Source organism: Butyrivibrio sp. XPD2006, from assembly GCF_000420865.1.
Taxonomy (GTDB): domain Bacteria; phylum Bacillota; class Clostridia; order Lachnospirales; family Lachnospiraceae; genus Butyrivibrio.
Window position 1 is genome coordinate 136,906 of sequence record NZ_ATVT01000006.1, and the last position, 24,710, is coordinate 161,615.

The window sequence follows — 24,710 nt, forward strand, 5'->3', positions numbered from 1 at the left end:
GAAATTTCAATCCCCTGTTCTAACTTATCTCATACAACCTCTTTAATCATTCGATATAATTCAAGCCCCTCCTTCATTCCATATTCATGAAGATAATTAGAATATATAGTTTTCTTTGAAGGTCTACTATCGGTCCCAATAAAATCAATGATTTTATCTGAATCCGATTCAAATTTCGTCCCTTTAAGGATTCTTTCAATATTCTTCAAAAAATCTGCTTTTGCTTGTATATACGCTTGAGCCTCTGCTATATCTTTCAGAGCAATACCATCTGCAATTAGCCTCCTTCTTTGGCTATTACCCGAATCGTTTAGTGCCACGAGACCTCTTTCAATATTACAACTTCTTATTATTTTTCTATCTAAAGTAGTGGGAATCGAATTTATGAAATCCACAACAGCATCAAATCCCTTATCACCCGTCACAATTACAATTTGTCTCTCACCTTTCTGATACTCTATTCCGATTTTTGTGGCAATATAAAAATCTAGTGCATTCTTACCAGAATTGACAAGCTTATGAATCTTAAAATCGCATTGCGACCTTTCTATTTTTATTAGATCATCGTTATGAATCTTGTCACAAACATTGCTGTAAAAGACGAATAGTTTATCTCCTTTGTTTAAATACTCAGCGCCACGCAAGCCATATGATCTATGTACATTTTCATAGTCAACAAATATAGTTGCCATAATTTTGACCTCCTTTTATAATTCATGTGCTTTTTCATCAGCTTTGTTCATCCTATTGACACACGAATTTGCTTTATTAGGCTGCCAAAATCGTCCTGTATATATTTTTTATTTATCCTCTTTTCAACGTCACTTATACTTCTCTCATAGGCGTGGGTTATAAGCCTGTAGTCAATCATATCTTTATCATGTGGCATAAAGAGAATATCTTGCTTTAACCTGCTTATATACGCATACTCATTTGATTTGGCTCTATTTACATACTCTTTTATTGTATTGATATAATTATCCTGAGTTCTGTTTATTATAGATGAATAACAATTTGTATACTGCAAAAGTAATCCACAGCAAACATCAATTCCATATTTATCAATAACGGGTTGCGGCACATTAAATGATGCCATCTCTTCTGTAGAACAGTTATATAGGCGATTATTCTCTAACGTCTTTATTACTTTTTCATCCCATAGATTACAATCACAATCAATAAGCACCTCTATATCTTCATCCCTAAGTGCAATTGCATCGTGATAGACAAAAACACCTTCGTCCTGACCAAGAAGACTGGATTTTTCCCAAATATAAATGGAATACTCTCCTGTTTCCTGAACATCCAGTTTCGAAATCCTTTCAATTTCGTTGCAAAAATAAGTGATTAGCTTTCGTGTCTCTTCAGCCTTAGTACGCAAAGTAGTTATGCACTTACCTTCATTGAAAGGTCTGGATACCATAAACGCATAGGCAGCAAGCATAGGATCTGCTTGTTTAAATACTTCTTGAACCCTCGTTCCTTTCTTAGCTTTTTCGATTAACATCCTCCTAAGTTCTGTTTGATTCATTTTTGATACCTCCGTATTTTTATGATCCATCTAATTCAAAGATGGTCCGTTTAATACGGTTATTTTCCATTGAATTTATTTCTACAAATCTTGTCATTGTTCTTGTCCTCCGGAAATCTGTTGATATTTACATTTTGTGTTGTTTTCTGACGTTCATTTAGTTCCTATCATTTCCTATTATACTCTTTTGCTGTCCTATTTATAGGACTCATTTGTTGTTTCCCAATTGAAATAGTATTGAAGCTCCAATTAGGATCTTGCTGACTCCTGCCTCGCTTCTAGGCATACCCACATGCTCCTTCGCTTATTAATCTAATAGTCCGGCCTTCTTCCAAACCCATATAAGAAAAGTTGGAATGAATATCACACCCGAGATCAAAAAGCAAAAATAGGACAAAACTCCATGATTGGTAAATAGGCCAATAATACCGGCTGCAAATATTATTATTGATATAACCATACTCTTCCTTTCTATCAACCTACTCATATTTCGCGAGAGCTTTGAACAGTTTTTCATCGTCAATATCCCACAGTTTCTGATCCATTAAAGAGTACTGAATCAGTTGTCCGAATCTAAGATCATAGTGTTTACTCCACACTCTTGAGATTGTATCAATAAATCCCTGAATTCTGTCTCTGTCTGTATTTTCATGAGTTTCATATACCGAATCCTTTATGCCTTGGAACAAATCTTCTATTGTTCTAACTCTACCCTGTCTTACATCTTCTTCAGATTTTTCCAAAGCCTTCAGTAAGCACTCCTTTTTAAAATCCAGTAACGTATCCTCGCAGTAAAAATCCTTTTCCTCAAACAAACTAACAGGGTAACCGTTTGCACTTGGAAGTTCTTCTATATGGATAAACTCACCATCATTAGCTCCCGTTTGAGGCAATACAGTATATTCCTTACCAACCTCCAGTCCATCCTCGATCTGGCAATTACCATCACCTGTTTGGTCAAAAGTGTTTCCAATGCATATTACCGTTCTTCGTAACGGATTATAAATATCGATACGCTTTGTTATTACAAATCTATTATAAATACTATCGTCCAGCTTTTTCACAAATAGCCACTTGGCAAATTATAACTATGATTGGTTGCTTTATCACCACTTGATATACTGTCAGCGTGGTCAAAACCATCCACATATACGTCGCAATGTAACATAAGTGTATTTGGATTCAAACAAATCCTAATTATTCTATATACATCTGTTGACTTCACCCTATAAACAAACGCAGGTCTGTGTAAAACTCTTATCCAACGAAGCTCCCTCTCATTCTTGGGGTGTATTGCACACTCTTCTTTATAAGATTCAAGCACTTCCCATTCTGTCCCAAGTGCTCTTATTTTTTCGCCCGACTTCAAGGCAATAACATCACTTGTCATATGTCCAAAATCTTCATTTCCAAGCCTTTTTCTGCACATTTCTTCATAGTCACGCTTTCTCTGATAACCTTCTTCTATATTGACAAGATCATCAACGCTCATCTTCTGTGCATCTTCAGTGTAATATACTCCTACATACTGACCATTTTTAATTCCAATGCTAAGATCTGTCTGAGCTTTGCAGAACGGACACTCATACTGAAAGCCATAGAAATAACTAGCATCTTCCCGATCTACAAGGTCTCCTAACTTAAAGTCAATAAGACAACAATCATAATCTTTGCTCTGTTCTTCGAAATCTACTGCCTTCCCACATTTAGGGCAAGTGTATGTTCCATAAAAAAGTATCAAACAATCCCATACCAAAAGCCTCCTCTTTGTCGCCAACCCTCAGCAATACATCAATTTCTGCCAGCCGTCTTCAATGTTTATATTAATGATAAAACAGTCTGACTCAGACTTCATTCAACGCTCCGTTGAAAATCCTTTCAAGCTTTTACATATCATCCATCTCATCCTCGAAGTCCAGCCACGCATCTAGCCTGTCCTCTTCTCTTTCCTTTCGAAGTTCGTCCTGGCGGCGTTCAAATTCTCTGCGTTCCTTCTTACTCATTCCGTTTGTAAGATCCTTGTATTGCCTGGCTGTTAACCTGACATCTTTATCTTTCTTTCCAAATAGCATAATTCATACCTCACTTTCATTTATCTACATAAAGGGCACATGGGCAGAAAATGATATATAATCATCCCCTGCCCCAACTTATGTTATAAGCTTTTCAATCATACAGATCAGTTTCTCCAAACATTCCACATTACCACTGCATTCGTATTAGCGTTTGTAATCAAGAATGCTTCTCTTTTCATCTGTTTGTACAGTTCAGGATTAGAGCGTTTGATTGAAGCAAGCCTAATATCAAAACTAATAAACTTCGCCATTATTACTATAGTTTTTACTGTGACCCATAATATAAAAAGCACAGGCGTCAAGCCGATAGCGACAATAATCAAAGTCAACATATCTATTTACCTCCAATAGTTTCGTTGTTTTCAAATAAATCTTGTAGTTTCCTTGTTGTTTACATGATAAAAAAATAAGAGTCCAAAAATCCTCCCAGTGTAGGTTGTGATTTTCGAGCTCTTTTTTAATAACGAAATACAATATATAGTTTTTTGAACTTTTCTTCGAAATACATCAAAACAATACAGAAATGCTTGCCCCCTCTAACCCTATCTGATATATATAGAGAGATGTAATTTGCGCAAATTGAGAGTCAATCTGCAGATTAAAGAGATCAAAGTTTTTGGGGAAAGAGGAATCGATAAAATGGATGGAAACTTCAACAATGGTCAGTATCAGGGCCAGCCACAGTATCAGAACGGATACTACAACACATACCCGAATCCGGGAGTAGCTTATACTCAACCTGTTATTCCGGGTGTGAGAGAGACGGTTAGAGAGGCTCTTAAGTCAAAGCCATTTCTTATTATGGCAATAACTTTTTCTGCAAGCCTTCTTACATCCGTCATCAACATGATCTACTATATGGTAATAGTAAACTCTGAGCTTAGTGCAATCTCAGACAATTCTTTTGCGAAAATATTTGCCTCCGGGTTCAGTAGCTTTATTATGTTATTACTGCTTATTCCTATGGTCATCATTACAATAGGCCTGTGGCAGATTTATACGGGAGCCGACAAGGATGCCCCCATCATCAAGGGCTTTAGCATGTTAAGAGGCATTTGTATATTATGCATGATCCTTTTCATCCTCTTAGCTGTAATTACCGGTATTGCAACAGCTATAATCGCAGCAGGCGCCGGCCTTGTAGGCGCCCTCAGTTCATCGGAATTTGCCGATCTCGGTAAAATAGCAGCTATCGGAATCGGCATTATTATCGCACTTTTCGCACTGTATCTTGTGCTCGTTATACTGGCAACCGTTTACTATTACAAGCTGAATGTTTCAATAAAACGCATTGAAGATGGTGCCAACCTCGGTTATATGACAGGTAATATTTCAACATACGTTTTCGTATTCACTGTAATTGGATGCGTAACCAGCATATTGACCGCGATAACTACTATAATTACTGCATCAGCCGGCAAGGCAATAAACTCAGCCATATCATCAGGACTGATGCTTAGTCAATTCGGTCTTGGTGATCTGGAAGTTGTTTCATCCACAGTGTTTAATGCAATTTCCGGTGTTGTATCAGCCGTATTTATCATTTCCATGGCTATGTTCATTGGGGGTCTTCGCACGAAGCTTTCAGCGCTGGGAGTAAGATGATTTATTAGAAAAAGAGGCTGGAGTGTGTATCTCCCGCCTCTCTCACTTGTTATTCAATTATCGTTTCAATGAAGTTCTCCGGTCACTGTATATCTGTTGATGCGCTCTACAAATTTCTCAACCTTATCCATGTCAGGATTATCAGGCAAATTGGTCTTCGATGCAGCCTCGTCAAGTCTCTTTTCATACTCATCAAGCATCTCAAAGAAAGCTGCAGAAAAAGTTCCATCTGCCTCCATGAAGTCTCCCCTACGAATTGCAAGAAGAGTGTCGAGGTCGCCGGTTCTATGGGTTATGATCTCGCCCTTTTCCAGGATATCGATTGCCATCATAAAGAGCCTGATCAGATGCATTGCATGTTTATTGAGGTGATTGTCGTCTTTCTTTTTATTGCGTTTACCGATCTTGTCGTAGTCACGGACAACGCTTCTCATAACACTCCAGACATCTTCATAATCACGAAGCGGGAAGTGTTTGTAATTGGCATCCACAAATATCTCAGTATCAAGTTCAGGATTCTCAGCCTTATCAATGTATAGTTTAAGGCCACCATCAGTTTTTCCGTAGTATCTTCTGTTCACATCATCAAGAGCATGCATTACTGATTTCAGGATGTGCTGCTCTCTTTCGCTCTGGGCAAGGGTATCTCTTGCTATTGCATTCTGAAGTCTTCGAAGCTGTGAATCAGCATAACCTCCAAAGGACTTGATAGCTCTTTTGGATAAAAAGAGATGCGTATTGTCTATCAGTTCCTGGCCAAGTTCAGACTTGATAAGATATTGGTCCTCGTCAAGGCCAAGCATTTCGCAGGTGTTCGGATTGCACTCCAAAAGAAGCTTCACCAATTTGTTGAAGCCATAAATCACAGTGTCAGTCTTGTCATCTTCATACTGTTCAAACTCCGTCAGTCCCAAAAGGTCTGATGGCATCTGAAGAGTAACACCTCTGAAATCAATATCGCTGTTATCATTATTGGTTCCATAGGCGTAGCTCCCACCAAGACCAAGGAGCATGATTCTGTTTCCAAGTCTTTCATTGGTTCTGAGAAAGTCGTATTCCTCGGAATTCATTAGCTGTTTAAAATCCATTATCGTCGGTTATCCTCTGTATGATATAATCTCAGTGCTTCCATTTTGTATTGTTCCATGTGACTGTATATAGAATAAGCTCTTTCATTATAGCAAATGGCAAACCCACATGCTCTTCCGCTTTTAATCTGATAATCCAGCCTTCTTCCATACCCATATAAGAAAGTTGGAATGAATATCACAACCGAGATTAAAAATCAAAAATAGGATAAGACACCATGGTTGGTAAATAGGCCAATAATACCAATTATAAATATTATTATCGATATACCCATTATTAAGTACTCCTTTCTATTGCCATACCTCACTTTCATTTATCTACATAAAGGGCACAGGTGCCAAGCCGATAGCGATAATACTCAAAGTCAACATATCTATTTACCTCCAATTGTTTCTTTGGTTTTCAACTAAATGGTTATTCTCAGTTCATCTCTGTTTCTGTTGTTTACATGATAAAAAAATAAGAGTCCAAAAATCCTCCCTGTATAGGTTGTGATTTTCGAACAATTTTCTTAAATCAAAATACAATATATAGTTTTTCACTGCATTTCTTCGAAATACATCAAAATGAATGGTCGTTCGTTTTGGTACTGTTTTTGGGAGGAGAATAGAGCTTTGGGACGCACTTATTTAACATAATTTAGCAGATATTCAATTTAATGCTTACACTTGATAATATAGCAAGGTACGAAGTTATTGCTGAGGATGACTATTACCAATGGTAATAACTAAAACTGAATAATATTAGTGTAGGCCATCATCCAGACAATATCATTAGGATAAGATGACAATCAAAAAAAGAAATGAGAACTGGACCCTTATCAAAGGCAGTTCTCATTTTTGTTGTTATTATGCTTTTATGGCATTGGTTCTTCAGATACCTATCCTTTCAGATTTTCAATAAATCAAGAACCACAGTCCAAGGATTTCTCCCCAAAGTTGCAGCTCTTTATGCTATTTTCTCACGTAATTTTGCATGAATACGCTTATTGTGCTGACTTCATGTACGCATCTGTTATCTTTCCAGATTCATCCATATATACTTGCATGAGCTTGCCTGACCAATCCTCATAATCCGAATAGCTTCCATTACCATTCTTGAGCATAAAATCAGCCATTTCAGAAACTCCTTCATTGCTAATCTCTGCCAGCTTACTAATCTTGTTATTACATATTTCAGCTAATCCTTCCAACCCTGCATTATTAGAAGACGCTTCGTTGTTATATTCTTCTATAAGTCCCGGAGTTGCATCTATTATTTTCTGTTTATACTCATCATAAATATCCTCATAACTAGAATAATTACCAATCGAAGCTACTTCTTCAGATTTTATCTCTGTTGTTTCTTCAGTTGTAGATTTGTTTTCAGCCTTTTCGCTTGCATTAGTATCAGTTTTTACTTCGCTTTGTGTCTCTGTTTGTTCAATGGTTGTAGATGTCGTTGCATTTTCTGAAGACTTATTAGCTGATCCAATCGCAAAGAAAACAATCCAGAACACAACAGTAACTGCTATTTTAACTTTTATATCCCATGTGTTCTTTTTTCTCCATATCAAAACCATGACAGGCGCTGGGAAGAAGAAAATCCACCCCAAAACCCACCAAATCATATTGTTCTTCTTGGGGACTTCATTAGCAGCTGATTCAGGATACCAGGTATGACCGCAATCCTGACAAAAGCCGACTGTCCTATGAATAATCCGCTTTGCATTCTTCCCATGCACTTCGCCCTGATTTTCTCGGTTAAACTTAATATTTGAGCTACCGCATTTCGGACACCCCTGCTTATTTAATTGTTCCTGTTCCTTTTTCATTTCAAGTGAGATCTGGGCTCCACAGAACTCGCAAAATTTGCTATTTCCCACCTCTGCGCCACAACTCGGACACTTCATGATATTCTTTCCTCCTATTTTTATTATTCACAACTTGTAAATGATGCCATTAGAATAAAGGTTCCCTAAATTCTTATATGCTATATCTAAATCACAGAATAGCTCGCTGTAACTCACGTCGATCTATGGATTACATTTTTTACAAGGTTGATATCCTTGCGCTAAAATGTCATCCCTATTTGTTGCCGTAGCATAATTCTCAGGGCTGATTTTGGGAACAGAAGAACAACTAGCATAATGAAATTTCTTTGAACTTGTATTCAGTACATATTCAGTGGTATTCTGCTGTGAAGTATTATTGTAGGTATTAAAATTATCAGCATTTCCGCCACCAGATTCTACTCCAGAACCAGTACTTGTTGAAGGCTCCTGATTATTTACGGGTGCCACCTCCACCTGCGTGCTAGATGCGACATCGGTCGCCTTCATTTCCGCGTCTTTTTTAGCAGATTCTTCAGCAGTCTCCTTTTCCTTTGCCAGTTTTTCCTCATTGGCTTTTCTCTCAGCTTCTTCTACTGCTTTTTTCTCTGCCTCCGCCTTTTCAGCAGCCTCTTTTTCCTTTGCGATTCTCGCTTCGTCAGCCTTCACAGTTACCTTTTTGTGTTCAGATTCCACTGACCCATCATTTGTTACAGCATAAACCTCTGTTTCACCCGGGTTTATCCCCTTAACATTTATAGATAAGTTTCCTTCTTCAGTAATTCCTGCAAAACCTATGGTTGCAATCTTGGAATTCGAACTAATAAACTTGATTTCTTTCACAGAGAATAAGCTCATATCTCTTACTTCTGCTTTTACAGAATATGTTGTAACCTCGTTTCCCTCGACAATATCTATATCATTGTCATCCGAAAAAGATAAAGCAATTATGTTGTTTCCATCCTGCGAAACAGATACCACTTCGTCTGCTTTTTCTTCAAGATCAACAAATCGTTCTTCCACAACTTCCTCTGTGTCATCCTCAATTACTTCTGTTTGAGTTGATGGAAATGTTGCGAAACTGGCAATGGCTAAAACAACACCTGTTGCAATAGCAATTAGTCTTCCCTGAAATTTCTCAGGTAATAATGCAAAAATCTTTTTTCTAAGTGGTGAAATCACCACTGCTAGCGCCAGAAAAAGCAATCCACTAAGAATACCTCCGCTAGTAGCAAATGCCACTATTGCAAACAAAGCTATAAATCCTGCCAATGCCCACTGAACAATGCTCCAAGCTTTCATCTTAGTCCAATTCCTCCTATATGTTTTATTGAATGTATTTCTTACAAGGAATATATCCCTGATTTATCAACTCATCTCCGTTAATTTACATTTTTTTGCACATTAAATTCTATCTTAGTTTCTGTTTAATCCATACTCCTCATTTCTTGTACATAGTTTGTTTTTATATAGACTTTCAACCTGCGTTGCTTCATTTACAGATATCGGTTTGGGTAAAACTCGCAGTATAGTGTACTGAAAATCATAATGTGCTCCCGGATATTCCTTCAGATGTTCTTTTATTCCTACGTCTCCGCCATCAAGCGTTTTTACATACTCACCCCATCTGCCAAGTATACCTATATCATTGTATGTTGATCCAATATATTGCTTGTTTCTTTTTGTATCACAAATCAAATAAATTCCATTTACATTAGATAGTGCATCTCGCCATTTTTGATATCGGATATCGCCATTCACTATATCTGATAGCTCAGTATACGTAAGAATCACCTCCTCATATCCAGGAAATGGTATTTCATTCCTGCTGGCGATTGATAGCACTTCTTTGTCGTTTTCAGCCCACTGAAACCATGCCAAGGCCCCTTTTCCCCAGTCTATAACCAATTTATTTACCAAGTCAGCCATCACATCCATTTTTCTCATATCATAGTATCTATGGTTATTGTCAAAATGATCAGGATAAGGATAGTCTTGAGGCATGTGCTGTGCTACTGCTTCGCCGTATTCAACACCTATAATTTCATACATACCAATAAACAAAGCTTCTGTTCCGGCCATTCCTACAAAAGCCGCAATATATTTACAGTTATCAAAGATATTTTTTGACTGGCTATTTTGATAGGCCTCAATCATTCCTCTCTCATAAACCTCTCTAATGTCTGTTTTGTTTAGAGGATGCCTGACAAGCTTCGTATTCTTGATATCTACTCCATATTCTGTAAATATAGACGATAAATGCACTTTATTCCTCCTGTACTATCATTTCAGATCCATCATTTCACTTTCACATTATTTACTTGCTAACGTAACAGCCATAAATAACGTATGCATTCATGACACTATTAAATGCATTTTTGTAACTGCCAATACCAATAGGTAATCCGTACACCTTCACCTTATCATTTTTATTTACTTCAGGAAGCTTCCCATCACAAACAACGAATATTCTGTTGTAGTTTTTATCATCAGTTATGAACCAAGTTATAGTCTTGTCAAAAAGATCCTCTTGACGTATTTGCGTAATATTTTTTGTACTAACAGTAAATATCTCATCCGAATATTCATGCGGAGTCTTGTAAAGCTCATTTAATGTTATTTCTGTATTTATGAATGGTTCAAGAGATTCTGGATTATCAGCCATAAAGAGCTTTTCGTGAGTATCTATAAATTTTACTGAATCATCAATAACATCATATTCTATAAAACTCTTTATCGTACCCAAATAAACAATCAATTCCGATTTTGTTGGGGTATTCATTCCTTTGGCAAAATGTCCAGTATAGTCTGTTATATCCTCGTTCTCAAAATCAATTGTTCCAATCCCTTCAAATGTTCCTTCTTTAAACTCACCGGTATATGTATATTTATCGCCATTAGTATTTGTAGCTGTAAAAATTCCATCTCCATCAGCTCTGCCATCAAAAGTAGTCCCTTCATACTCTCCAGTTCTTTCCGCTCCATCAGCAAACGGGACTGTATATGAAGAAGATTTAAGACTTCCTTCTCCGGATAAAGCGCCATCTGTCCATTCACCTTCATATCTAATCTTTGTACTCTCTACTTCGCCCTCAAAGTTCCCTTTTCCATTAGGTATACCATCAATAACAGCGCCTTCATAATTCCCTTCAACTGTCTTATTTTCATATGACAGTTTAAATGGAAATGCTTTTACCTCTCCTTCCCCTTTTATTGCTCCATCTTTAAAATCGCCCACATAGGACCAGCCCAACGCAGAGCTGTATGTCCCTTTGCCATTTATGATGCCTCCATTAACCTCTCCACTATAAATGCCTTCGTCGTTCTGCACTCCTATTTTAACTTTGCAAGGATACATCTCTACTGTTCCTTCTCCAGAGAACACCCCATCAGAAAATCCCCCACTATAGACCCAGTTACTTGTATCATCTATTTTCACTACAAATTTGGCCTGTCCCGATGGCTTACCATCACTAAGCATTCCTGTATACAATCCATCATATGTATTTGTATCAATCGTAATAGAAATATTATGATCAGTCACTTCTTGAGAACACCCAGACAAAACCACCATACCAAGAATCATATTCCCTGCTAAAAAGATAGTTCTGATTGAATTCTTTGACATCACCTTTTCTCCTTTATGTTGTCTATTACAAATTGATTAAACTACTAAATAATCATCAACAAATCAGAAATGCATACGTATTACTGACATTGACTCCCCATCTTGACTACAGTTCTATTACTACAGACACCATTGTATCATCGATATGTAAACTATTTATAAACGCAATATAATGATGCAATAAATTATGCCAATCACACTCCCAACCTCAGATATCGTAAGTCAATATCCCTTCAACATCATGTTTAGATACCTTAAACCATCGATAGTAAACGTCTTCTTTTATCTTCAATTTATTGTTCAAAATATCAAGACACGATTATGAAATAACGAATCAAAAATCATTCACAAATTATGAAAAGCCGTTTCAAAATGTGCATTATTTTTAACATTCTCTATAGCAATTTTCATTCAACAAACATATACTAATCAATGCTGGAAATTTAAGTTAATGATCATTATTTCTATGAAAGGTGTTTGTCATGCGAAAAGCGATTTCTTTTATACTGTCATTAGTTGTTTTTGCGAGTACAGTGAGCCTGCCATTCACAAAAATTAATTCATATGCTGTAGATATAGATAAAATCAAGGAAGCAGCCTCAGATGCAGGCTCAGCAACAAAGGATGCTTTAAACAATGCAGGAAATGCCGCCAAAGAAAAGGCCAATTCTGCAGGAAAAGCTGCTCAAGATATTGCAGAGAAAGCAGAAAAGGCCACACAGGAAGCAGTTGGTAACGCAGGAAAAGTTTCAAAGGAAGCTGCTGATAAGGCAAAAGAAAAGGCAACTGAAACCGGTGGATATATTTCTGAAAATGCTTCAAAAGCATATAATTCAGCTTCAACAGCAGCGCAATCAGCAGGAAACTCAATAAAGGAGTATGTCTCAAATATTGATACTACCAAATTCAAGTCTGGATGGGACTATGCATCAAAATACACCGGTGTAGCAATCGCATCACTGAAAGGTCAAAACTATGTAAACACTGTACAAAAAACTATCTCTGAGCACTCTGCCCTTATGCAAAAAGAATTAAACGACAAAGTTATAAGCGCAAGAACTATTCAGCAGGATGCCGGATTTGCTGCTGAGATATGGCACACTAACACTTTCAATATTGAAGCCGCATTAGACGGTTCAGAATACAAGGCCGTACGTCCCGATTCTAATGCCAAAGCTTCGGTCGATGTGCAGATCCAGGGAAAAGACTACACTCAAGATTACAGTTCAAAATATTATAAAGATGCTAGTTCCTCAGCAAACGCTCAAGCAAAGACTTTTATTGAAGATTATCATGAATATGCCTCACACGAGCTACGACACGGTAAAGAGCCAATGACAGAATCCGAATATTTAGCCCAATACGACAAGCCCTTGGATTCTTTATATGATTCGCTTTACTCCGGACAAAATAGGTTAATCCCTGCTGATCAGCTTGATGATGCAAGAGAATATCTAACAAAAAGGAAAGCCAAAATGAGCACCAGCGAGAGTGTAGAACGTCAAAAATTCTCTCCTGAGCTACAGGAAACCCTTGATAGTTTAGCAGATAGAATAGAAGCACCTGATGGGACTCAGTCAAAACCACTTACCGAGGCAGAAGCAAAACAGTTGGTTGAGCTAACCCGTGAAGGAGATCTTGATCTTGCCGACTTTGGCATAACACCTTCACAGCTTATAACAACTAAATATATTTTGAAGCAGTCTCTTAATGCAGGGCTACAGTCTGCAGCTGTCAGTACAGCATTCGCTATAGGACCAGACCTTTATTCCATAATTATTTCAGCTGCAAAAGAAGGGAAAATTGACGAAAAAGCTTTAAAAGAAGTCGGTATAGAAGGTGTTTTGGCCGGATCAGAAGGATTTGTTGAAGGATCTATCAGCAGTGCACTTGTTATTGCATTCCAATCCGGAAAATTCGGAGCAGCATACACGAATATTTCTCCGGAAACCATAGGAACATTGACAGTACTAATTATTGATGCAACGAGATTTGGCTATCAGTTGTCTCAGGGGCAGATTACAGAAGCAGAATACGCAGACTTTATGGCACAGGACATTTTTATTGCAATCGCATCCCAGGCATCAGGTGCATTACTGCAAGCCTTGTTTCCATTTATTCCTTTTGCCTATGTTGCAGGTAGCATGGCTGGCGCTATGGTTGCATCAGTCGGATATGAGGTCGGAAAAGAGGTGATCTTGGAAATCCGCGGAGAAAACGGCTTTGAAACCATAGTACCAGAAACAATTTCAACAGGTAAATCGCTAGCTGAAAGCGCCATTAGCAAAATCAAACTCCAAGACAAGCTTTCTGAATTTCAAGGAATGGCGGTTTCAGCTTTAGGAAACGGAAAAATAAGGATAGCAGGAGGCTGATAATAACTTGTCAATATGTCATTGTTATTACCGGAGAATCAATGTCATTATAATGTTCATCCTTTATCTCTATGGTACATTCGGCTGACTCAACATCTGTAACATCAGTTATGCTCGTTTTGTCCAATGCAGAGTCACTAATCTCTATATTAAGAATTCCCTTCTGAGTTGGGGATACTGTAACATCGTACGAAATGAATGAACTTATCATTTCGTCATTTAATGATAGTGAATCATATTTCACATCAAAATTTGCCTCTCCAGAAGAATTATTCTCTACCTGAAGAATTATATGATAATTATCGTACTCATCCGCTATAATTTTCTGTGAGAGAATTCTAAAGCTGTTTGCATTATATACTTCTGTTCCTGAATTTTCCAAAGTCGCATCTTCATCAGAAAGAGGTATATCTATTCTCTTTTCAAGCAATGTATTCATGTTTAGATCAATTACCTCTGCCTCAAATGACAACAACGCAAGATTAGTTATTCCTAAATCTTCAAATGTTCCTCCTGTATGATCTGCAACATCTGAAATATCAAAGAGATACACAAGTTTTTTTCCAGGATTAACTAATGAAGTTTGCCATCTTCCAGATGAAAGCATAAGTCCATTTACCTCGATATCAGATGAAGAAAAGTATAGCTGCTTATCTGATACATTTTCCATCTCAACAAAAACAGTAGATTCATCTTCACTATTTGTAACCATTCCCTCAGCAAGAACTTTTATACTATCATATCCTATAGGATCTTCTACTCTTACAAAATCAAGCGCATACTCTGTTATATTCTCAAACGAGCCATGATTCACACCATCCAAAAACGTGTTATTAGACGAGTCTGGTATATCTGCATCTGAAGTAGATATATTAAGTGGTCCAGTCTTTGCATATTCGTTATATTCCTTGTCTTGAATATCAAAAGCAATACCAATCTCTTTAATGTGAGAGATTCCAAAAAGCATGAGTTCCTCAGGACTCAATCTTACATTTTCAACTGTAGTTTTTCCGGGATCAACACTGACATTACAATAAATAGATTCTGTCATGTAATCATTTATTGAATTGCAGTTATATCCTAAAGAGCCGCTTATGAATTCAAGTGTTTTGTCCCCGTCATTTGAAAACTCTATGCTCAACACCGGAGCGTTGTATTCAAACTCTAAACTTTTTGCTGTTATCTTAACTGTTCCGTCATCAAGCAGAACAGTTTCCTCAATGGTTGTATCATAAGAAAGCTTCGGCTCTTCATAAGATTCCTCTATAGAATCTTCTGTGGCTTCAACAAAAGCTGCTGTTGATGTTGAAGTCTTGAGATCAGCTTTCGCATCGTCATCTATTGGTCTAGAATCAACACCCTGATTATTGCTTCCACAGGCTACCATTATTAGTGAAGCTATACCAATCGCCAAAAAGTAACATTTTCTCTTCATAATACTATTTCTCCCTTTGATTTCTTTTATTACTTGTATGCTAGCAATCCACATTGCTTTAGCAACATAACTAAATAGCTAAATTCTTACGAAACATTGTGTCACAAATTACCAGATAGTCATGACACTACATCACGCTAATTTAATTAACAAAATCTATTCTTTTCCATCTCTTATCTCAGAAATAATTTGTCGCACTCGTCTTTCTGACAAACTGACTCTTTTAGCTATCTCATGTGGGGTCAATGAGTTCATGTTTTCCGAGATGAACCGCCTGGTGTATTCCTTAGAATATAGTTTTTGAGGGAAAGTGATATTTAAACCAGAAAAACGCTTCCAGACCTTTATTGCTGCAGCATCTCCCAATAATTCTGCGATTTCTTTATATACACCACTATAACGTTCTGGATTACTATTTATAGCCATCACCACCTCCTCACAGAATTCTACAGATTTTTTTTTGAAACTATCAGTTGTTGTTTTCCCTGTTTTTCTCATATGAAATTTGCAGGCAATTATTTCATTTTTGCGCACTGCTCTCCTTTCATACTGGAGCGATAATTTTACGCGAACAAAAAACAGGCTTAGCATTAACCAAGCCTGTTTTTCATGATAAATTGTCATTATGATTCTTCTCAATCGATACAATTCATCTTTTTACTATTTCATAAGAGATAACCAATGCTGATTTGTTCTGGATCATAGTCCGCGCCACGAACCTCAAAAATCAATTTGGCAACTTCTTCTTCGTACTTATTTCCTTTGTACAGATGACCATACCCACCAAATTTTCTATATCGATTACCTATAATCCATTTGGGCAAGTACTCTTTTTGCACATTCTCAATTGATTCTGCTATCCCCCAATTCTGCACATCCCATAAAAATGCTCCTTCAACACTTATCTTAAATTGCTCTAATAGTTTCCATAACCGCTTGGCTTCACATGTAAGCATAAGAATATGGCATACTTTGCTGGCTATCACCAGCTTACAATAGTACCCCTCTACCGATTCTTCAATGTCATAGTTAATTCTCGAAAAAGACATCATTTCCTCTACGTTCTTATACGAACTATAGCCATCCTTATATAATCCACTCTCCTCACAGATTTCTAGCAACTGCTCTATTCGTATATTCTTTTTTCCGCACAGATTCGTAATATATTTACTGTACAAATAATTATTCTGAACACTTTCATCAGTAGTAAAAGAAGGATCGCAAAATAAGTATAAAACTGATTTATCCTTGTAATTTGGGATTTTCAGCTTCTCATTGTCGACTTTCTCTATAATCGCACACGGATAGATATCCGCCCCCGCCCCCGGATAACAGATAACGGTATCAAATTCCTCTTTCATAAGTTCCAAACGAATACTATCCTGTCTGATAGAATGTATCAAATCGTTTATCATATCTAATAAGCTCCTTTGAAAATTTCATTTTTTCGTCCCAGCACCATAATGGCTGAGTTGTCATTGTTATCAAGTTCCAAGCATGATACCTGTTTGTTTTATCCCTGATCCATCACCTTCGCCGGATCTACTCCCCACCTCTTACAGTCTTTCTTGAAGTCTTCAAAAGCACTTCGTGCGTAGCCCAATGGTTCGTCTTTTGTGATCTCTATGGCACAGTCGAGCTTACCTTCGTTTTCGTCCATCCACCAGATAGCTTCCTCCGAAGATCCTCCTCCGAAAACTGTATTGGAATCAAGAACGAGGATATCCCTGTAGCCCAGTATGTACATCATATCTTCGTATGCCTTTTTATCAATAGGACTCATGGGTTCGCGCAGATAGATCAGCACCTTCTTTGAGCGTCTGAACAATCTCTTTTTACCACCAACATAATCGACATATTTATTCTTCATCCTCTATCAGGCAGTTTTCTCTCTTCAGTCCAATCAGTAGCAATCCCAGTTGTAAACTGCTTTATCGAAATCCAGGTTCCTGAGATTCTCTTCGCTTATGAAGAAACCGCCCACTCCGGAGTCTCCCCACATGATGTCTTCGCCATCTGTATCCATCTGGAAGAGAAGAATATCGTTTTCTCCATTCTCTCGAGGATCTTCCTGAGTAAAGAACGGATAGCCGAAAATCTTATGACCCGTGCCATCGTTTAAAGCATCTGTAAGATACTCATAATCCTCTTTATTCATGAAATTGTAGAGCTTGTAGTAACCGTCGATTTCTATCTCATCCATATCGATGTCATAGAGCTCTTTTAACCTGTCAGAAAATGCCTTCTCAAAGGTATTACATCTATGATTGATGTACTCTGTATCTTCAGAAAATGTCAGTGCGTAGCTCTTAGAAAGTGGCATGTACTCATCGTTTTCTACATCCAAATCACTTGAAGCTTTTATACCGAGCTCTTTTACACTTGCCTCTGTAACGGACGGGTCAATGTCCTTATGATAAACAACCTTGTAGCCCTTATCATCATCTAAGCCGTTTATATCATCACAGCTGATTAAGAACTGCAAAAGACCTGCATCCGGAAGGAGCGGATCGTTAACATCTGAGAGGTTGATCTGCGCAAGAAGAACAAGCTTATCACCTGCTGAGTTTACCGGATACTCCATGCCTGAAGGCCAGTAAGGATAGCCTCCAAACTTACTCTCTGTAAGCTTTAGATCTGCCTTTTCATCTGTTTTGATATTTATGACTTTTCTTACTGTATCCTTCTTGATGCTCTCTATAATCACATCCAGCTTCTCGCGCGGAATAACAAGCTTGTTCTCTTCCACGTAGACATCTGCCTTGATTTTGTCTGTAGCCGTTTTCTTAAAAATGTCAAAAATCCCCATTGTTTCTCCCAAGTCTCATTTTTATTGTTTTAAAGATTCTGGACCATATCGATCCTGTGGCCTATACTTTTTGCCAGTGCAACCAGTTTCTCGTAGTCGCTCTTTGTGCATACGAAAGTATCAAATTCGTCGCCGTCTATCTCAAGCGCAGCAAATACATACCCGGATTCTTGCCAGGCATCATTGATGGCCTTGGCCCAGACAGTAATATCGTCATCTTCATTAAGAGGTATTCCGTCTAAAGACAACTCTTCCGGCATTATCGCCTCAACGCAATCCGTGAAATCTTCCAGGTAAAAGCTAAAGTCAAAGCCCCAGCCTTTTTGCTCATCCAACATTTCATCAATGATGCCATACCACCTGATCACGTCATCGTCAACATCATCGCCTTCAATACTTCTTTCTTCATATCTCTCGGCGTTATCGGCATAGTACTGCCTTGGATTGTCTATCATCCCCTGCTTATCTTCCGGGATTCCAAGAATATCTGCAATCTCCTTGTATACTTCTGTAACCACTATTTCTCCTCCTGTAATTCAGCTTTTCTTATTTTTTGACCCTGTACTCTTCGGTTCGATTATACTTTAAATAGCCCGATATTCCTAAGAGCCGTAGAAATGCTCTCCTCATCGTTACTTCCGATCACACATGAGAATTCCTTCTTCATCTCCTCCGGAGCATTTCCCATCAGGAAAGGAATACCTACGGATCTTAGCATTTCAGCATCATTGAAATGGTCACCAAAAGCAACTGCCTTCTCTGGCGGAATATTCATATCCGAGCACACACGCCTGACTCCGCCTGCCTTTGTGATCCCCTTACCCATGATTTCAAGAAGAACATCTGAAGACTTAACTATAGAGAGATTTGGAAATCTCTTTTTCAATTCATATTCTATCGCACATATTGCTTCCGGCTCACACATACAAAGAAGCTTTCCTATTATTGCATCCTGTGGCAGAAGTTCTATGCTGCCCTCCGTGGCACAGACCTCAACGATATCCTCCTCTGTACGAACGCGGCTGTCGTTCCTGTCATTAACAATCCACAATTCTTCTGAATAGATGTTCCATGTGCAGTAAAATTCTTCCGTCTCTATATAAGAAATGATAGCTCTTGCGTCATCAGCACCAAATCCCTCAGAGTAAATTATTTTATCATTTTCATCAATGATAAGCGCTCCGCTATAGCAGATCATCGGACAGGTAAACCCATATCTTTTAAAGATCGGGCGCACTCCCGAAGGGCCTCTGGCTGTCACAATGACAAAGGGGATGTTCGCTTTCCTGAGGGCAAACACTGCATCAAGTGTTCCCTTGAGCATTCTGTGATTACTGTTTAAAAGTGTTCCGTCTATGTCTGAAAAAACTATTTTAAAATCCATTGGTGTCAATATCTCCCTGATGATAATAATCCACTCACCACTGTCCCGACAACTGACCTTGTCTGTGGCCTGTACTCTTCGCCTGCCAGAATGAGCTTTTCAACCTTCAGCTCTTTTAACCTGTCAGAAGGCATCTCATAGGGGTTCTCTGAGAGAATGACCATGTCTGCCACTTTGTCTTTTTCCAGAGAACCTCTTTCCTTCTCGTCAAAGGTTGTGTAGTAGCCGTTGTAGGTGCACATCCTGAGCGCATCCTGAACTGTTACTGCTTCTGACGGATTGCTGTGGTTTACTGCCTTGTGAAGCCACACGATCGGATCCGGATCCGTGCATGGTCCGTCACTGCCGAATGATACTATACATCCAGCATCCATAAAGCTCTTTACAGGATTGAGTCTTGAGTTTCTCTCCTTGCCGAGGATGCTCTCTGTATACTCAGCCGGCTCCTGCCTCCAGTTATCAAATGCGATCTGCATCGGAAGCTGGATGTTGTAATCCCTGCATATCTTGAGGCCTTCCGCTGTCGGGAGGCAGTCATGAATAATCCCGTGTCTGTGGTCTGCTCTCGGATAATCATCAAGCGCTGCCTTGATAGCCCTTGTAGCCTGATCGAATGCCCTGTCACCTATGGCATGCATCTCTATCTGAAGCCCCGCTCTGTTGGCAGCCTTACAGAAATCGATTACCTTCTCATCAGAATAGTAGAGTACTCCGTTTCCGCCGATCTCATCCACATATGGTTCGTTCATGGACGCATCATGCGAGCCAAAGCATCCATCCAGTGCGCACTCAAAACATCCGCCTATTCTGGGCAGTTTTCTGCTTGTTGCAACTTTGATGTTGAGAGACTGTGGGAACACCCTGATCTGGAAACCGTGCTGGACGCTCTTTGCCACAAGCTTCTCCATGGTGATATCCATGTTGAGAGGGAAGCCGACACCACTGACGGTATGGATCATTCCGATGCCCTTGGATGCCTGATAGTCCACGGCGCTCTGCATATTTTTAATAAGAGTGGGAATCTGTATCGAATTGGTGATATAGTCAGATACTGCAAAGAAGGCTTCCTGATTCATCTCACCGGTATCAGGATGGTAGCCCCTGAGGTTCCTGACCTTATCGTCGACAAGCTTTAGAAGTGCGGTGTTTACAACACACGCATGGCCGTCGTATTTGACCATGAAGACGGGCTTCTCAGCGCAGACCGAGTCGATCTCCTCGCGGCTTACAAGTCTCTTTTCCTCAACGGAATAAGGTGATGCTCCAAAGGTGATCATGATCTTTTCCTTACATCTGCCCTTGAATTCCTTGATATTCTGCAGGATTTCCTCATTGGTATTGCATTCCATGACATTGAGTCCCGCATGGAATGTCGAAAAAGATGCGAAGTGCTGATGAGTATCGCAAAACGACGGGATCAGGGCTCTCTTTCCAAGCTCCACTTTTGGAGCGCCTGTGTATTCCTCCGGGAGCTCTTTTCCCACATAGACGATCCTGCCCCGGTCCTCCACAAGGTACCGTGCAACGTCGTTGTTCCTGTTGACTGTTAAAATGTTCCCCACATATACTTTCATGCTATCCCCCCGGACTGTTTAATTGTCTTTTCCATTATATCGCACAACCTATGCTCGTGTGACAATCAGGAGGGAAATTATGTCAATTCCGAGAATGCCGATAGAGATCAACAAGAGCTTATGGCTCAGATTGCCAAGGCTGATCCCAAGCAGGGAGTTGAGGTCTTAAAGAAAGCCAACATCGACGTTTCCGAAGATGATATCAAGAAGGTTCAGGCTGCAGTTGCAGACGACAAGCTTGATCTTGGAGATATCAAGGATCTGGCCGGTGGACTGTTCAAGCAGTAAGCGGTTTCGATGATCAAAAAAGTGGCAAAAGGTTTAACTTTTGCCACTTTTATTTTGCGGAAAATTTAATATTATTCCAGGAAAGACTCTTCTTCGGGTAGCAGATTGTAAAGTATTTCTCGTAGACGCCTGAGATTCTCTTCCTGTATCCAGTCTGTTGCGTCGCCGTTTTCAATCAAGCTGTCAATAGACTCGACGATTTCCTTGATACACTTGACATCTTCCTCTACCGGCTCGTAAGAACCGGTGTATAGTTTTAGGATGTATTGGTTAAATTCATAAAGCTGCTCCGAACTTGAATTGATGAGGCGATTGACCCAGTCAATTGGTTCCACCATGTCAAAAATGATCTCACCCCTCCAATGACCATGTCTGTCATTCAGGCGCTTTTTCAGGCTGTTGACCCAGTCGTTGTCCGACAATACCGAACTAAGGGTGTTATCCATGTTTGCATTGGCCTTTTTGATAAGGCTGTTTAATTCGGCAACAGAGTCTTCATACTGCTCTTGCTTTGTAGGGTCGATCCGATATCTGGAAAGCGGGATAAATAACGATGGTTCAAACATTTTATCAATATTTCTTTTCATCAGCGAAAGAGCTTTTGCATAAGCATTTGGGTTCTGATCCAGATGATCCTTAAAGAGCATGATTGTTTCCAGGATATCTCCGTATCTCTGCGGAGGATATTTATTCTTTTTCAGGTTCTTTATTATCTGTTCCACCTGTTCGTTGACCCATTCGGGATCGTGCTTTAAATACTCGTTCTCAAGCAGTTTGGCCGCATCATCATCGGGTATTGCATTCCTGTAATAATCGTCAAAGTAGTCTGACAGCTTTGTTTTGGCACGCTCTTCGTTATAGATTCCGGAAACTACATATGTTTCTACAAATTTAAGTGTGATCCTGCCCTTTACTTTGTCGTCCGGTATGTTCGCTTTATATTTAAGCGCGGATAAAAAACACTGCATGACCATATCCTGTGCTATGGAATCCGGCATGTCTTTTTCAAAAGACATCTTGGAGTAGCTGTCATATAAGAACTTGATCTTGCTTATGAAAAACTGAAATGTCCTGAAATTATAATGGTTGTATACCTGCATGTACTGCTTATACCGGGCTACCTGGCTTTTCAGTATTTCCTTCAGGCCGGCGTCATTAACTCTTTTTATGATGTGGTGCATGACATCTACGAGATCAGGGGTGTAATCGATTGTGATACCTATCAGCTTCTCCCTGATCTTTTGGTATCTTTCTGACAATCTGGCATTGTCAGCGTTGTAACTTCCGATTTCAGCTTCATTAGCGACAATGAGCATCTTGGTCTTGTCGTGTTCAACAAGATCGTTCAGTGCGCCCATGATCTCGTCCGGGGAACAGTAGCATCTCTCGACATCATCCAGGATAAGGAAAGTATTTTCCAGGCTGGTGTTGTCTTTGATGGCTCCCTGGACCATCTCTAAGATATCACCGTCTATTATTTCTTTTGAGATAAGGACTTTCATGGCTCTTTTCAAAAGACCGCTACCCGCATGAAGGGTTTTAATCCTCTTTTCTTTGACGTCGCCGTGGACGTTTTCGGTAGCTTTGCTTTCAAGCTTCTCGGATATCAGGTCTCCAAGGATCTTCTCGACTATGGTATCTCTTACGCTCTCTCTGGAGTTGCAACCGTAGAGAGATATATACTTGATTGCATATTTGGTGTCATTCAGAGCAGGGATGAGCTTATTCTCAATAAAATAAGTCTTGCCGATTCCCCAGCCTCCGTTTATGAGAATTGCATATTGATATGTGGTATCGTCCAGATACCTTTTTATCTCCGTGATTATCCCCTTTTCATAATCCATACTTTTTTCCTCCACTAATGTATTGTACACCATACAAAGAGGTATTGTGTTGAAAAATGCTGTGTTTGCTACAAGAAGTCACGGGGACGGTTCTTTTGACTTATTTTGCAATATAAAACGCAGCCTCAAATTGAAGCTGCGCCTTGAAGTGCTAAATGTTATTCAATTAGTATTTTTCAGTTTGGCAAGTTCTGCCTGAAGCGCAGCAATTGTCTTGTCTTTCTCTGATATTGTCTTGTCTTTCTCCAATATTGAGTCATTAGCTGCATTTAACTGATCTTTGGCCTCATCTAACTGATCTTTGGCCTCATTCAGTTCATCCTGAAGCTCATCAATCATGTATTTAACTGTGTTTCGGTCGAGGATTTGAAGTTCTTTTGAAAACATATTAATCATCCTTTCCGTGTTCAGACACATGTTGTAAAGATCATCGTATAGTGGCTTGAAATATGGATAATCATCTAAAAGCTTGATTATATACTCCGGCTCGTCACAACCAAGGAACGTAAGCCACGCATCAAGTTCACTCTCTATACCCTTATTATGGAGTTTCGCCAGGAAAATATCAACCGGAATGAATATGAAATTCTGCAACATATTCAACGAAAGTCCGCTGTCTGAGACTGTAAAAAATGTATGCAAATAATTGTCTTTGAATTCCTTAAAGACTTTTGGACTGGTTTCAAGAAAGACAATGGTATAGACAGGGTGGACATCCTTGTAGGTGAAGTTTTCTTTCATGGCGTCTCTAACACGCTTGTACTGGCGCAACAGAAGATCGGCCGAGTAGCAGGAAGCTCTTTCGCCGGTAAAAGCATAGCCAAGTTTCTGAACTTCTACATTAGCGATGGTGCCATCTTCAAGCTCCACAACAATATCTGTGATAACTAGCGACATCTCATCGCCGAGGCGTGAGTTGTCATTTGGGAGCTGGTATTTAACGGTTACCTCCCGTCCGATCAGGACGCTCAGCAGTTTCGATAATCTCTCCGGAGTAGCCTCAGGATTAAGTATTTCCTTAAAAAAGCTGTCATAGAGCATTTTCACTCCTTTTGCCCCGGAGCAGATAGACAGAAAATCCTCCTGCTGATCTTTGCGCCAGCTGTCAAAGATTGCACTAAGCTCCGGGTTTTCCTCAATCTCCTTTCTTATTTGTGCTTCCTCCCTGATGATAGGAAAATACTGTGCCAGGTTTTGATACCTTGTGTTCATAAAATACCTCTTTTCTAAAAATAGTTGAAATCTCTCAGCGAAGCGCTGATC

At 39.1% G+C, this 24,710-nt stretch carries 24 protein-coding genes; 3 read left to right on the forward strand and 21 right to left on the reverse strand.

Going from position 1 to position 24,710, the window contains the following annotated elements; all coding sequences use genetic code 11:
- Positions 1 to 29: 29 nt before the first annotated feature.
- The 6 genes from G590_RS0108830 to G590_RS0108855 form a co-directional block, all read right to left on the reverse strand.
- Positions 30 to 692 (reverse strand): PIN domain-containing protein, encoded by a 663-nt coding sequence (locus G590_RS0108830; protein WP_022765305.1) that lies wholly within the window; start codon positions 690 to 692, stop codon positions 30 to 32.
- A 47-nt stretch (positions 693 to 739) separates the two neighbouring features.
- Positions 740 to 1,531 (reverse strand): hypothetical protein, encoded by a 792-nt coding sequence (locus G590_RS0108835; protein ID WP_022765306.1) that lies wholly within the window; start codon positions 1,529 to 1,531, stop codon positions 740 to 742.
- 479 nt (positions 1,532 to 2,010) lie between these two features.
- A complete protein-coding gene (locus G590_RS0108840; RefSeq protein WP_022765307.1) occupies positions 2,011 to 2,595 on the reverse strand; it encodes a hypothetical protein in 585 nt (194 codons plus the stop codon).
- A complete protein-coding gene (locus G590_RS0108845; protein WP_022765308.1) occupies positions 2,592 to 3,287 on the reverse strand; it encodes a hypothetical protein in 696 nt (231 codons plus the stop codon). The genes G590_RS0108840 and G590_RS0108845 overlap by 4 nt, the downstream gene beginning before the upstream one ends.
- A 130-nt stretch (positions 3,288 to 3,417) precedes the next feature.
- Positions 3,418 to 3,603 carry a hypothetical protein gene (locus G590_RS0108850; protein ID WP_022765309.1) on the reverse strand — a complete coding sequence of 62 codons (186 nt, stop codon included), beginning with the start codon at positions 3,601 to 3,603 and terminating at the stop codon, positions 3,418 to 3,420.
- A gap of 107 nt (positions 3,604 to 3,710) precedes the next feature.
- Complete coding sequence (locus G590_RS0108855) at positions 3,711 to 3,938, reverse strand: hypothetical protein (RefSeq protein ID WP_022765310.1); 228 nt, start codon at positions 3,936 to 3,938, stop codon at positions 3,711 to 3,713.
- Between the two features lie 238 nt (positions 3,939 to 4,176).
- Here G590_RS0108855 and G590_RS0108860 point away from each other — a divergent pair, with 238 nt between their 5' ends.
- Positions 4,177 to 5,211: a hypothetical protein gene (locus G590_RS0108860; RefSeq protein WP_155828741.1), complete on the forward strand. Its 1,035-nt coding sequence runs from the start codon at positions 4,177 to 4,179 to the stop codon at positions 5,209 to 5,211.
- Between the two features lie 65 nt (positions 5,212 to 5,276).
- Here the strand turns inward: G590_RS0108860 and G590_RS0108865 are convergent, their stop codons facing one another.
- From G590_RS0108865 to G590_RS0108885, 5 genes are all read right to left on the reverse strand, one after another.
- On the reverse strand, positions 5,277 to 6,299 hold the full coding sequence (locus tag G590_RS0108865) for a nucleotidyltransferase domain-containing protein (RefSeq protein WP_022765312.1): 1,023 nt from the start codon (positions 6,297 to 6,299) through the stop codon (positions 5,277 to 5,279).
- 986 nt (positions 6,300 to 7,285) lie between these two features.
- Complete coding sequence (locus G590_RS21305) at positions 7,286 to 8,191, reverse strand: zinc ribbon domain-containing protein (protein WP_022765313.1); 906 nt, start codon at positions 8,189 to 8,191, stop codon at positions 7,286 to 7,288.
- Positions 8,192 to 8,314: 123 nt separating this feature from the next.
- Positions 8,315 to 9,412 (reverse strand): nuclease, encoded by a 1,098-nt coding sequence (locus G590_RS0108875; protein ID WP_022765314.1) that lies wholly within the window; start codon positions 9,410 to 9,412, stop codon positions 8,315 to 8,317.
- 114 nt (positions 9,413 to 9,526) lie between these two features.
- On the reverse strand, positions 9,527 to 10,375 hold the full coding sequence (locus G590_RS18920) for a GIY-YIG nuclease family protein (RefSeq protein WP_022765315.1): 849 nt from the start codon (positions 10,373 to 10,375) through the stop codon (positions 9,527 to 9,529).
- A 52-nt stretch (positions 10,376 to 10,427) separates the two neighbouring features.
- On the reverse strand, positions 10,428 to 11,738 hold the full coding sequence (locus tag G590_RS0108885; RefSeq protein WP_022765316.1) for a hypothetical protein: 1,311 nt from the start codon (positions 11,736 to 11,738) through the stop codon (positions 10,428 to 10,430).
- Between the two features lie 482 nt (positions 11,739 to 12,220).
- Between G590_RS0108885 and G590_RS0108890 the strand changes: the two genes are divergently transcribed.
- Positions 12,221 to 14,113, forward strand: a complete 1,893-nt coding sequence (locus G590_RS0108890) for a hypothetical protein (protein ID WP_022765317.1) — start codon at positions 12,221 to 12,223, stop codon at positions 14,111 to 14,113.
- Between the two features lie 10 nt (positions 14,114 to 14,123).
- Here G590_RS0108890 and G590_RS0108895 read toward each other — a convergent pair whose 3' ends face one another.
- The 8 genes from G590_RS0108895 to G590_RS0108930 all read right to left on the reverse strand — a co-directional run bounded on the left by G590_RS0108895 (position 14,124) and on the right by G590_RS0108930 (position 21,315).
- Positions 14,124 to 15,548: a hypothetical protein gene (locus G590_RS0108895; RefSeq protein WP_022765318.1), complete on the reverse strand. Its 1,425-nt coding sequence runs from the start codon at positions 15,546 to 15,548 to the stop codon at positions 14,124 to 14,126.
- Positions 15,549 to 15,704: 156 nt separating this feature from the next.
- Positions 15,705 to 16,172 carry a Mor transcription activator family protein gene (locus tag G590_RS20560; RefSeq protein ID WP_022765319.1) on the reverse strand — a complete coding sequence of 156 codons (468 nt, stop codon included), beginning with the start codon at positions 16,170 to 16,172 and terminating at the stop codon, positions 15,705 to 15,707.
- Positions 16,173 to 16,213: 41 nt separating this feature from the next.
- A complete protein-coding gene (locus G590_RS0108905) occupies positions 16,214 to 16,963 on the reverse strand; it encodes a hypothetical protein (protein WP_022765320.1) in 750 nt (249 codons plus the stop codon).
- A 98-nt stretch (positions 16,964 to 17,061) separates the two neighbouring features.
- A complete protein-coding gene (locus tag G590_RS0108910; protein WP_022765321.1) occupies positions 17,062 to 17,418 on the reverse strand; it encodes a hypothetical protein in 357 nt (118 codons plus the stop codon).
- 33 nt (positions 17,419 to 17,451) lie between these two features.
- Positions 17,452 to 18,357, reverse strand: coding sequence for a YwqG family protein (locus G590_RS0108915; RefSeq protein ID WP_022765322.1), 906 nt, complete (start codon positions 18,355 to 18,357; stop codon positions 17,452 to 17,454).
- Positions 18,358 to 18,386: 29 nt separating this feature from the next.
- The gene (locus G590_RS0108920) at positions 18,387 to 18,875 is read right to left on the reverse strand and encodes a DUF6630 family protein (RefSeq protein WP_022765323.1); all 489 of its coding nucleotides are present in this window, start codon (positions 18,873 to 18,875) and stop codon (positions 18,387 to 18,389) included.
- A gap of 59 nt (positions 18,876 to 18,934) precedes the next feature.
- A complete protein-coding gene (locus tag G590_RS0108925) occupies positions 18,935 to 19,741 on the reverse strand; it encodes a Cof-type HAD-IIB family hydrolase (RefSeq protein ID WP_022765324.1) in 807 nt (268 codons plus the stop codon).
- 5 nt (positions 19,742 to 19,746) lie between these two features.
- A complete protein-coding gene (locus tag G590_RS0108930; protein WP_022765325.1) occupies positions 19,747 to 21,315 on the reverse strand; it encodes an amidohydrolase in 1,569 nt (522 codons plus the stop codon).
- Positions 21,316 to 21,435: 120 nt separating this feature from the next.
- On the opposite strand from G590_RS0108930, the gene G590_RS21310 reads away from it, so the two are divergent.
- Positions 21,436 to 21,603, forward strand: coding sequence for a hypothetical protein (locus tag G590_RS21310; RefSeq protein ID WP_022765326.1), 168 nt, complete (start codon positions 21,436 to 21,438; stop codon positions 21,601 to 21,603).
- A 71-nt stretch (positions 21,604 to 21,674) separates the two neighbouring features.
- Here the strand turns inward: G590_RS21310 and G590_RS0108940 are convergent, their stop codons facing one another.
- Together G590_RS0108940 and G590_RS18925 are read right to left on the reverse strand one after the other, a co-directional pair.
- Positions 21,675 to 23,447, reverse strand: a complete 1,773-nt coding sequence (locus tag G590_RS0108940; RefSeq protein WP_022765327.1) for a P-loop NTPase fold protein — start codon at positions 23,445 to 23,447, stop codon at positions 21,675 to 21,677.
- Positions 23,448 to 23,609: 162 nt separating this feature from the next.
- Positions 23,610 to 24,659, reverse strand: a complete 1,050-nt coding sequence (locus G590_RS18925) for a PD-(D/E)XK nuclease family transposase (protein WP_022765328.1) — start codon at positions 24,657 to 24,659, stop codon at positions 23,610 to 23,612.
- Positions 24,660 to 24,710 lie beyond the last annotated feature (51 nt).

What these genes read in the sequence shown, in the direction of transcription:
- G590_RS0108830 (WP_022765305.1), bottom strand. Translation starts at nt 692, where the DNA reads ATGGCAACTATATTTGTTGACTATGAAAATGTACATAGATCATATGGC.
- G590_RS0108835 (WP_022765306.1), bottom strand. Translation starts at nt 1,531, where the DNA reads ATGAATCAAACAGAACTTAGGAGGATGTTAATCGAAAAAGCTAAGAAA.
- G590_RS0108850 (WP_022765309.1), bottom strand. Translation starts at nt 3,603, where the DNA reads ATGCTATTTGGAAAGAAAGATAAAGATGTCAGGTTAACAGCCAGGCAA.
- G590_RS0108855 (WP_022765310.1), bottom strand. Translation starts at nt 3,938, where the DNA reads ATGTTGACTTTGATTATTGTCGCTATCGGCTTGACGCCTGTGCTTTTT.
- G590_RS0108865 (WP_022765312.1), bottom strand. Translation starts at nt 6,299, where the DNA reads ATGGATTTTAAACAGCTAATGAATTCCGAGGAATACGACTTTCTCAGA.
- G590_RS21305 (WP_022765313.1), bottom strand. Translation starts at nt 8,191, where the DNA reads ATGAAGTGTCCGAGTTGTGGCGCAGAGGTGGGAAATAGCAAATTTTGC.
- G590_RS0108875 (WP_022765314.1), bottom strand. Translation starts at nt 9,412, where the DNA reads ATGAAAGCTTGGAGCATTGTTCAGTGGGCATTGGCAGGATTTATAGCT.
- G590_RS0108885 (WP_022765316.1), bottom strand. Translation starts at nt 11,738, where the DNA reads ATGTCAAAGAATTCAATCAGAACTATCTTTTTAGCAGGGAATATGATT.
- G590_RS0108890 (WP_022765317.1), top strand. Translation starts at nt 12,221, where the DNA reads ATGCGAAAAGCGATTTCTTTTATACTGTCATTAGTTGTTTTTGCGAGT.
- G590_RS0108895 (WP_022765318.1), bottom strand. Translation starts at nt 15,548, where the DNA reads ATGAAGAGAAAATGTTACTTTTTGGCGATTGGTATAGCTTCACTAATA.
- G590_RS20560 (WP_022765319.1), bottom strand. Translation starts at nt 16,172, where the DNA reads ATGACAATTTATCATGAAAAACAGGCTTGGTTAATGCTAAGCCTGTTT.
- G590_RS0108905 (WP_022765320.1), bottom strand. Translation starts at nt 16,963, where the DNA reads ATGATAAACGATTTGATACATTCTATCAGACAGGATAGTATTCGTTTG.
- G590_RS0108910 (WP_022765321.1), bottom strand. Translation starts at nt 17,418, where the DNA reads ATGAAGAATAAATATGTCGATTATGTTGGTGGTAAAAAGAGATTGTTC.
- G590_RS0108915 (WP_022765322.1), bottom strand. Translation starts at nt 18,357, where the DNA reads ATGGGGATTTTTGACATTTTTAAGAAAACGGCTACAGACAAAATCAAG.
- G590_RS0108925 (WP_022765324.1), bottom strand. Translation starts at nt 19,741, where the DNA reads ATGGATTTTAAAATAGTTTTTTCAGACATAGACGGAACACTTTTAAAC.
- G590_RS0108930 (WP_022765325.1), bottom strand. Translation starts at nt 21,315, where the DNA reads ATGAAAGTATATGTGGGGAACATTTTAACAGTCAACAGGAACAACGAC.
- G590_RS21310 (WP_022765326.1), top strand. Translation starts at nt 21,436, where the DNA reads ATGGCTCAGATTGCCAAGGCTGATCCCAAGCAGGGAGTTGAGGTCTTA.
- G590_RS0108940 (WP_022765327.1), bottom strand. Translation starts at nt 23,447, where the DNA reads ATGGATTATGAAAAGGGGATAATCACGGAGATAAAAAGGTATCTGGAC.
- G590_RS18925 (WP_022765328.1), bottom strand. Translation starts at nt 24,659, where the DNA reads ATGAACACAAGGTATCAAAACCTGGCACAGTATTTTCCTATCATCAGG.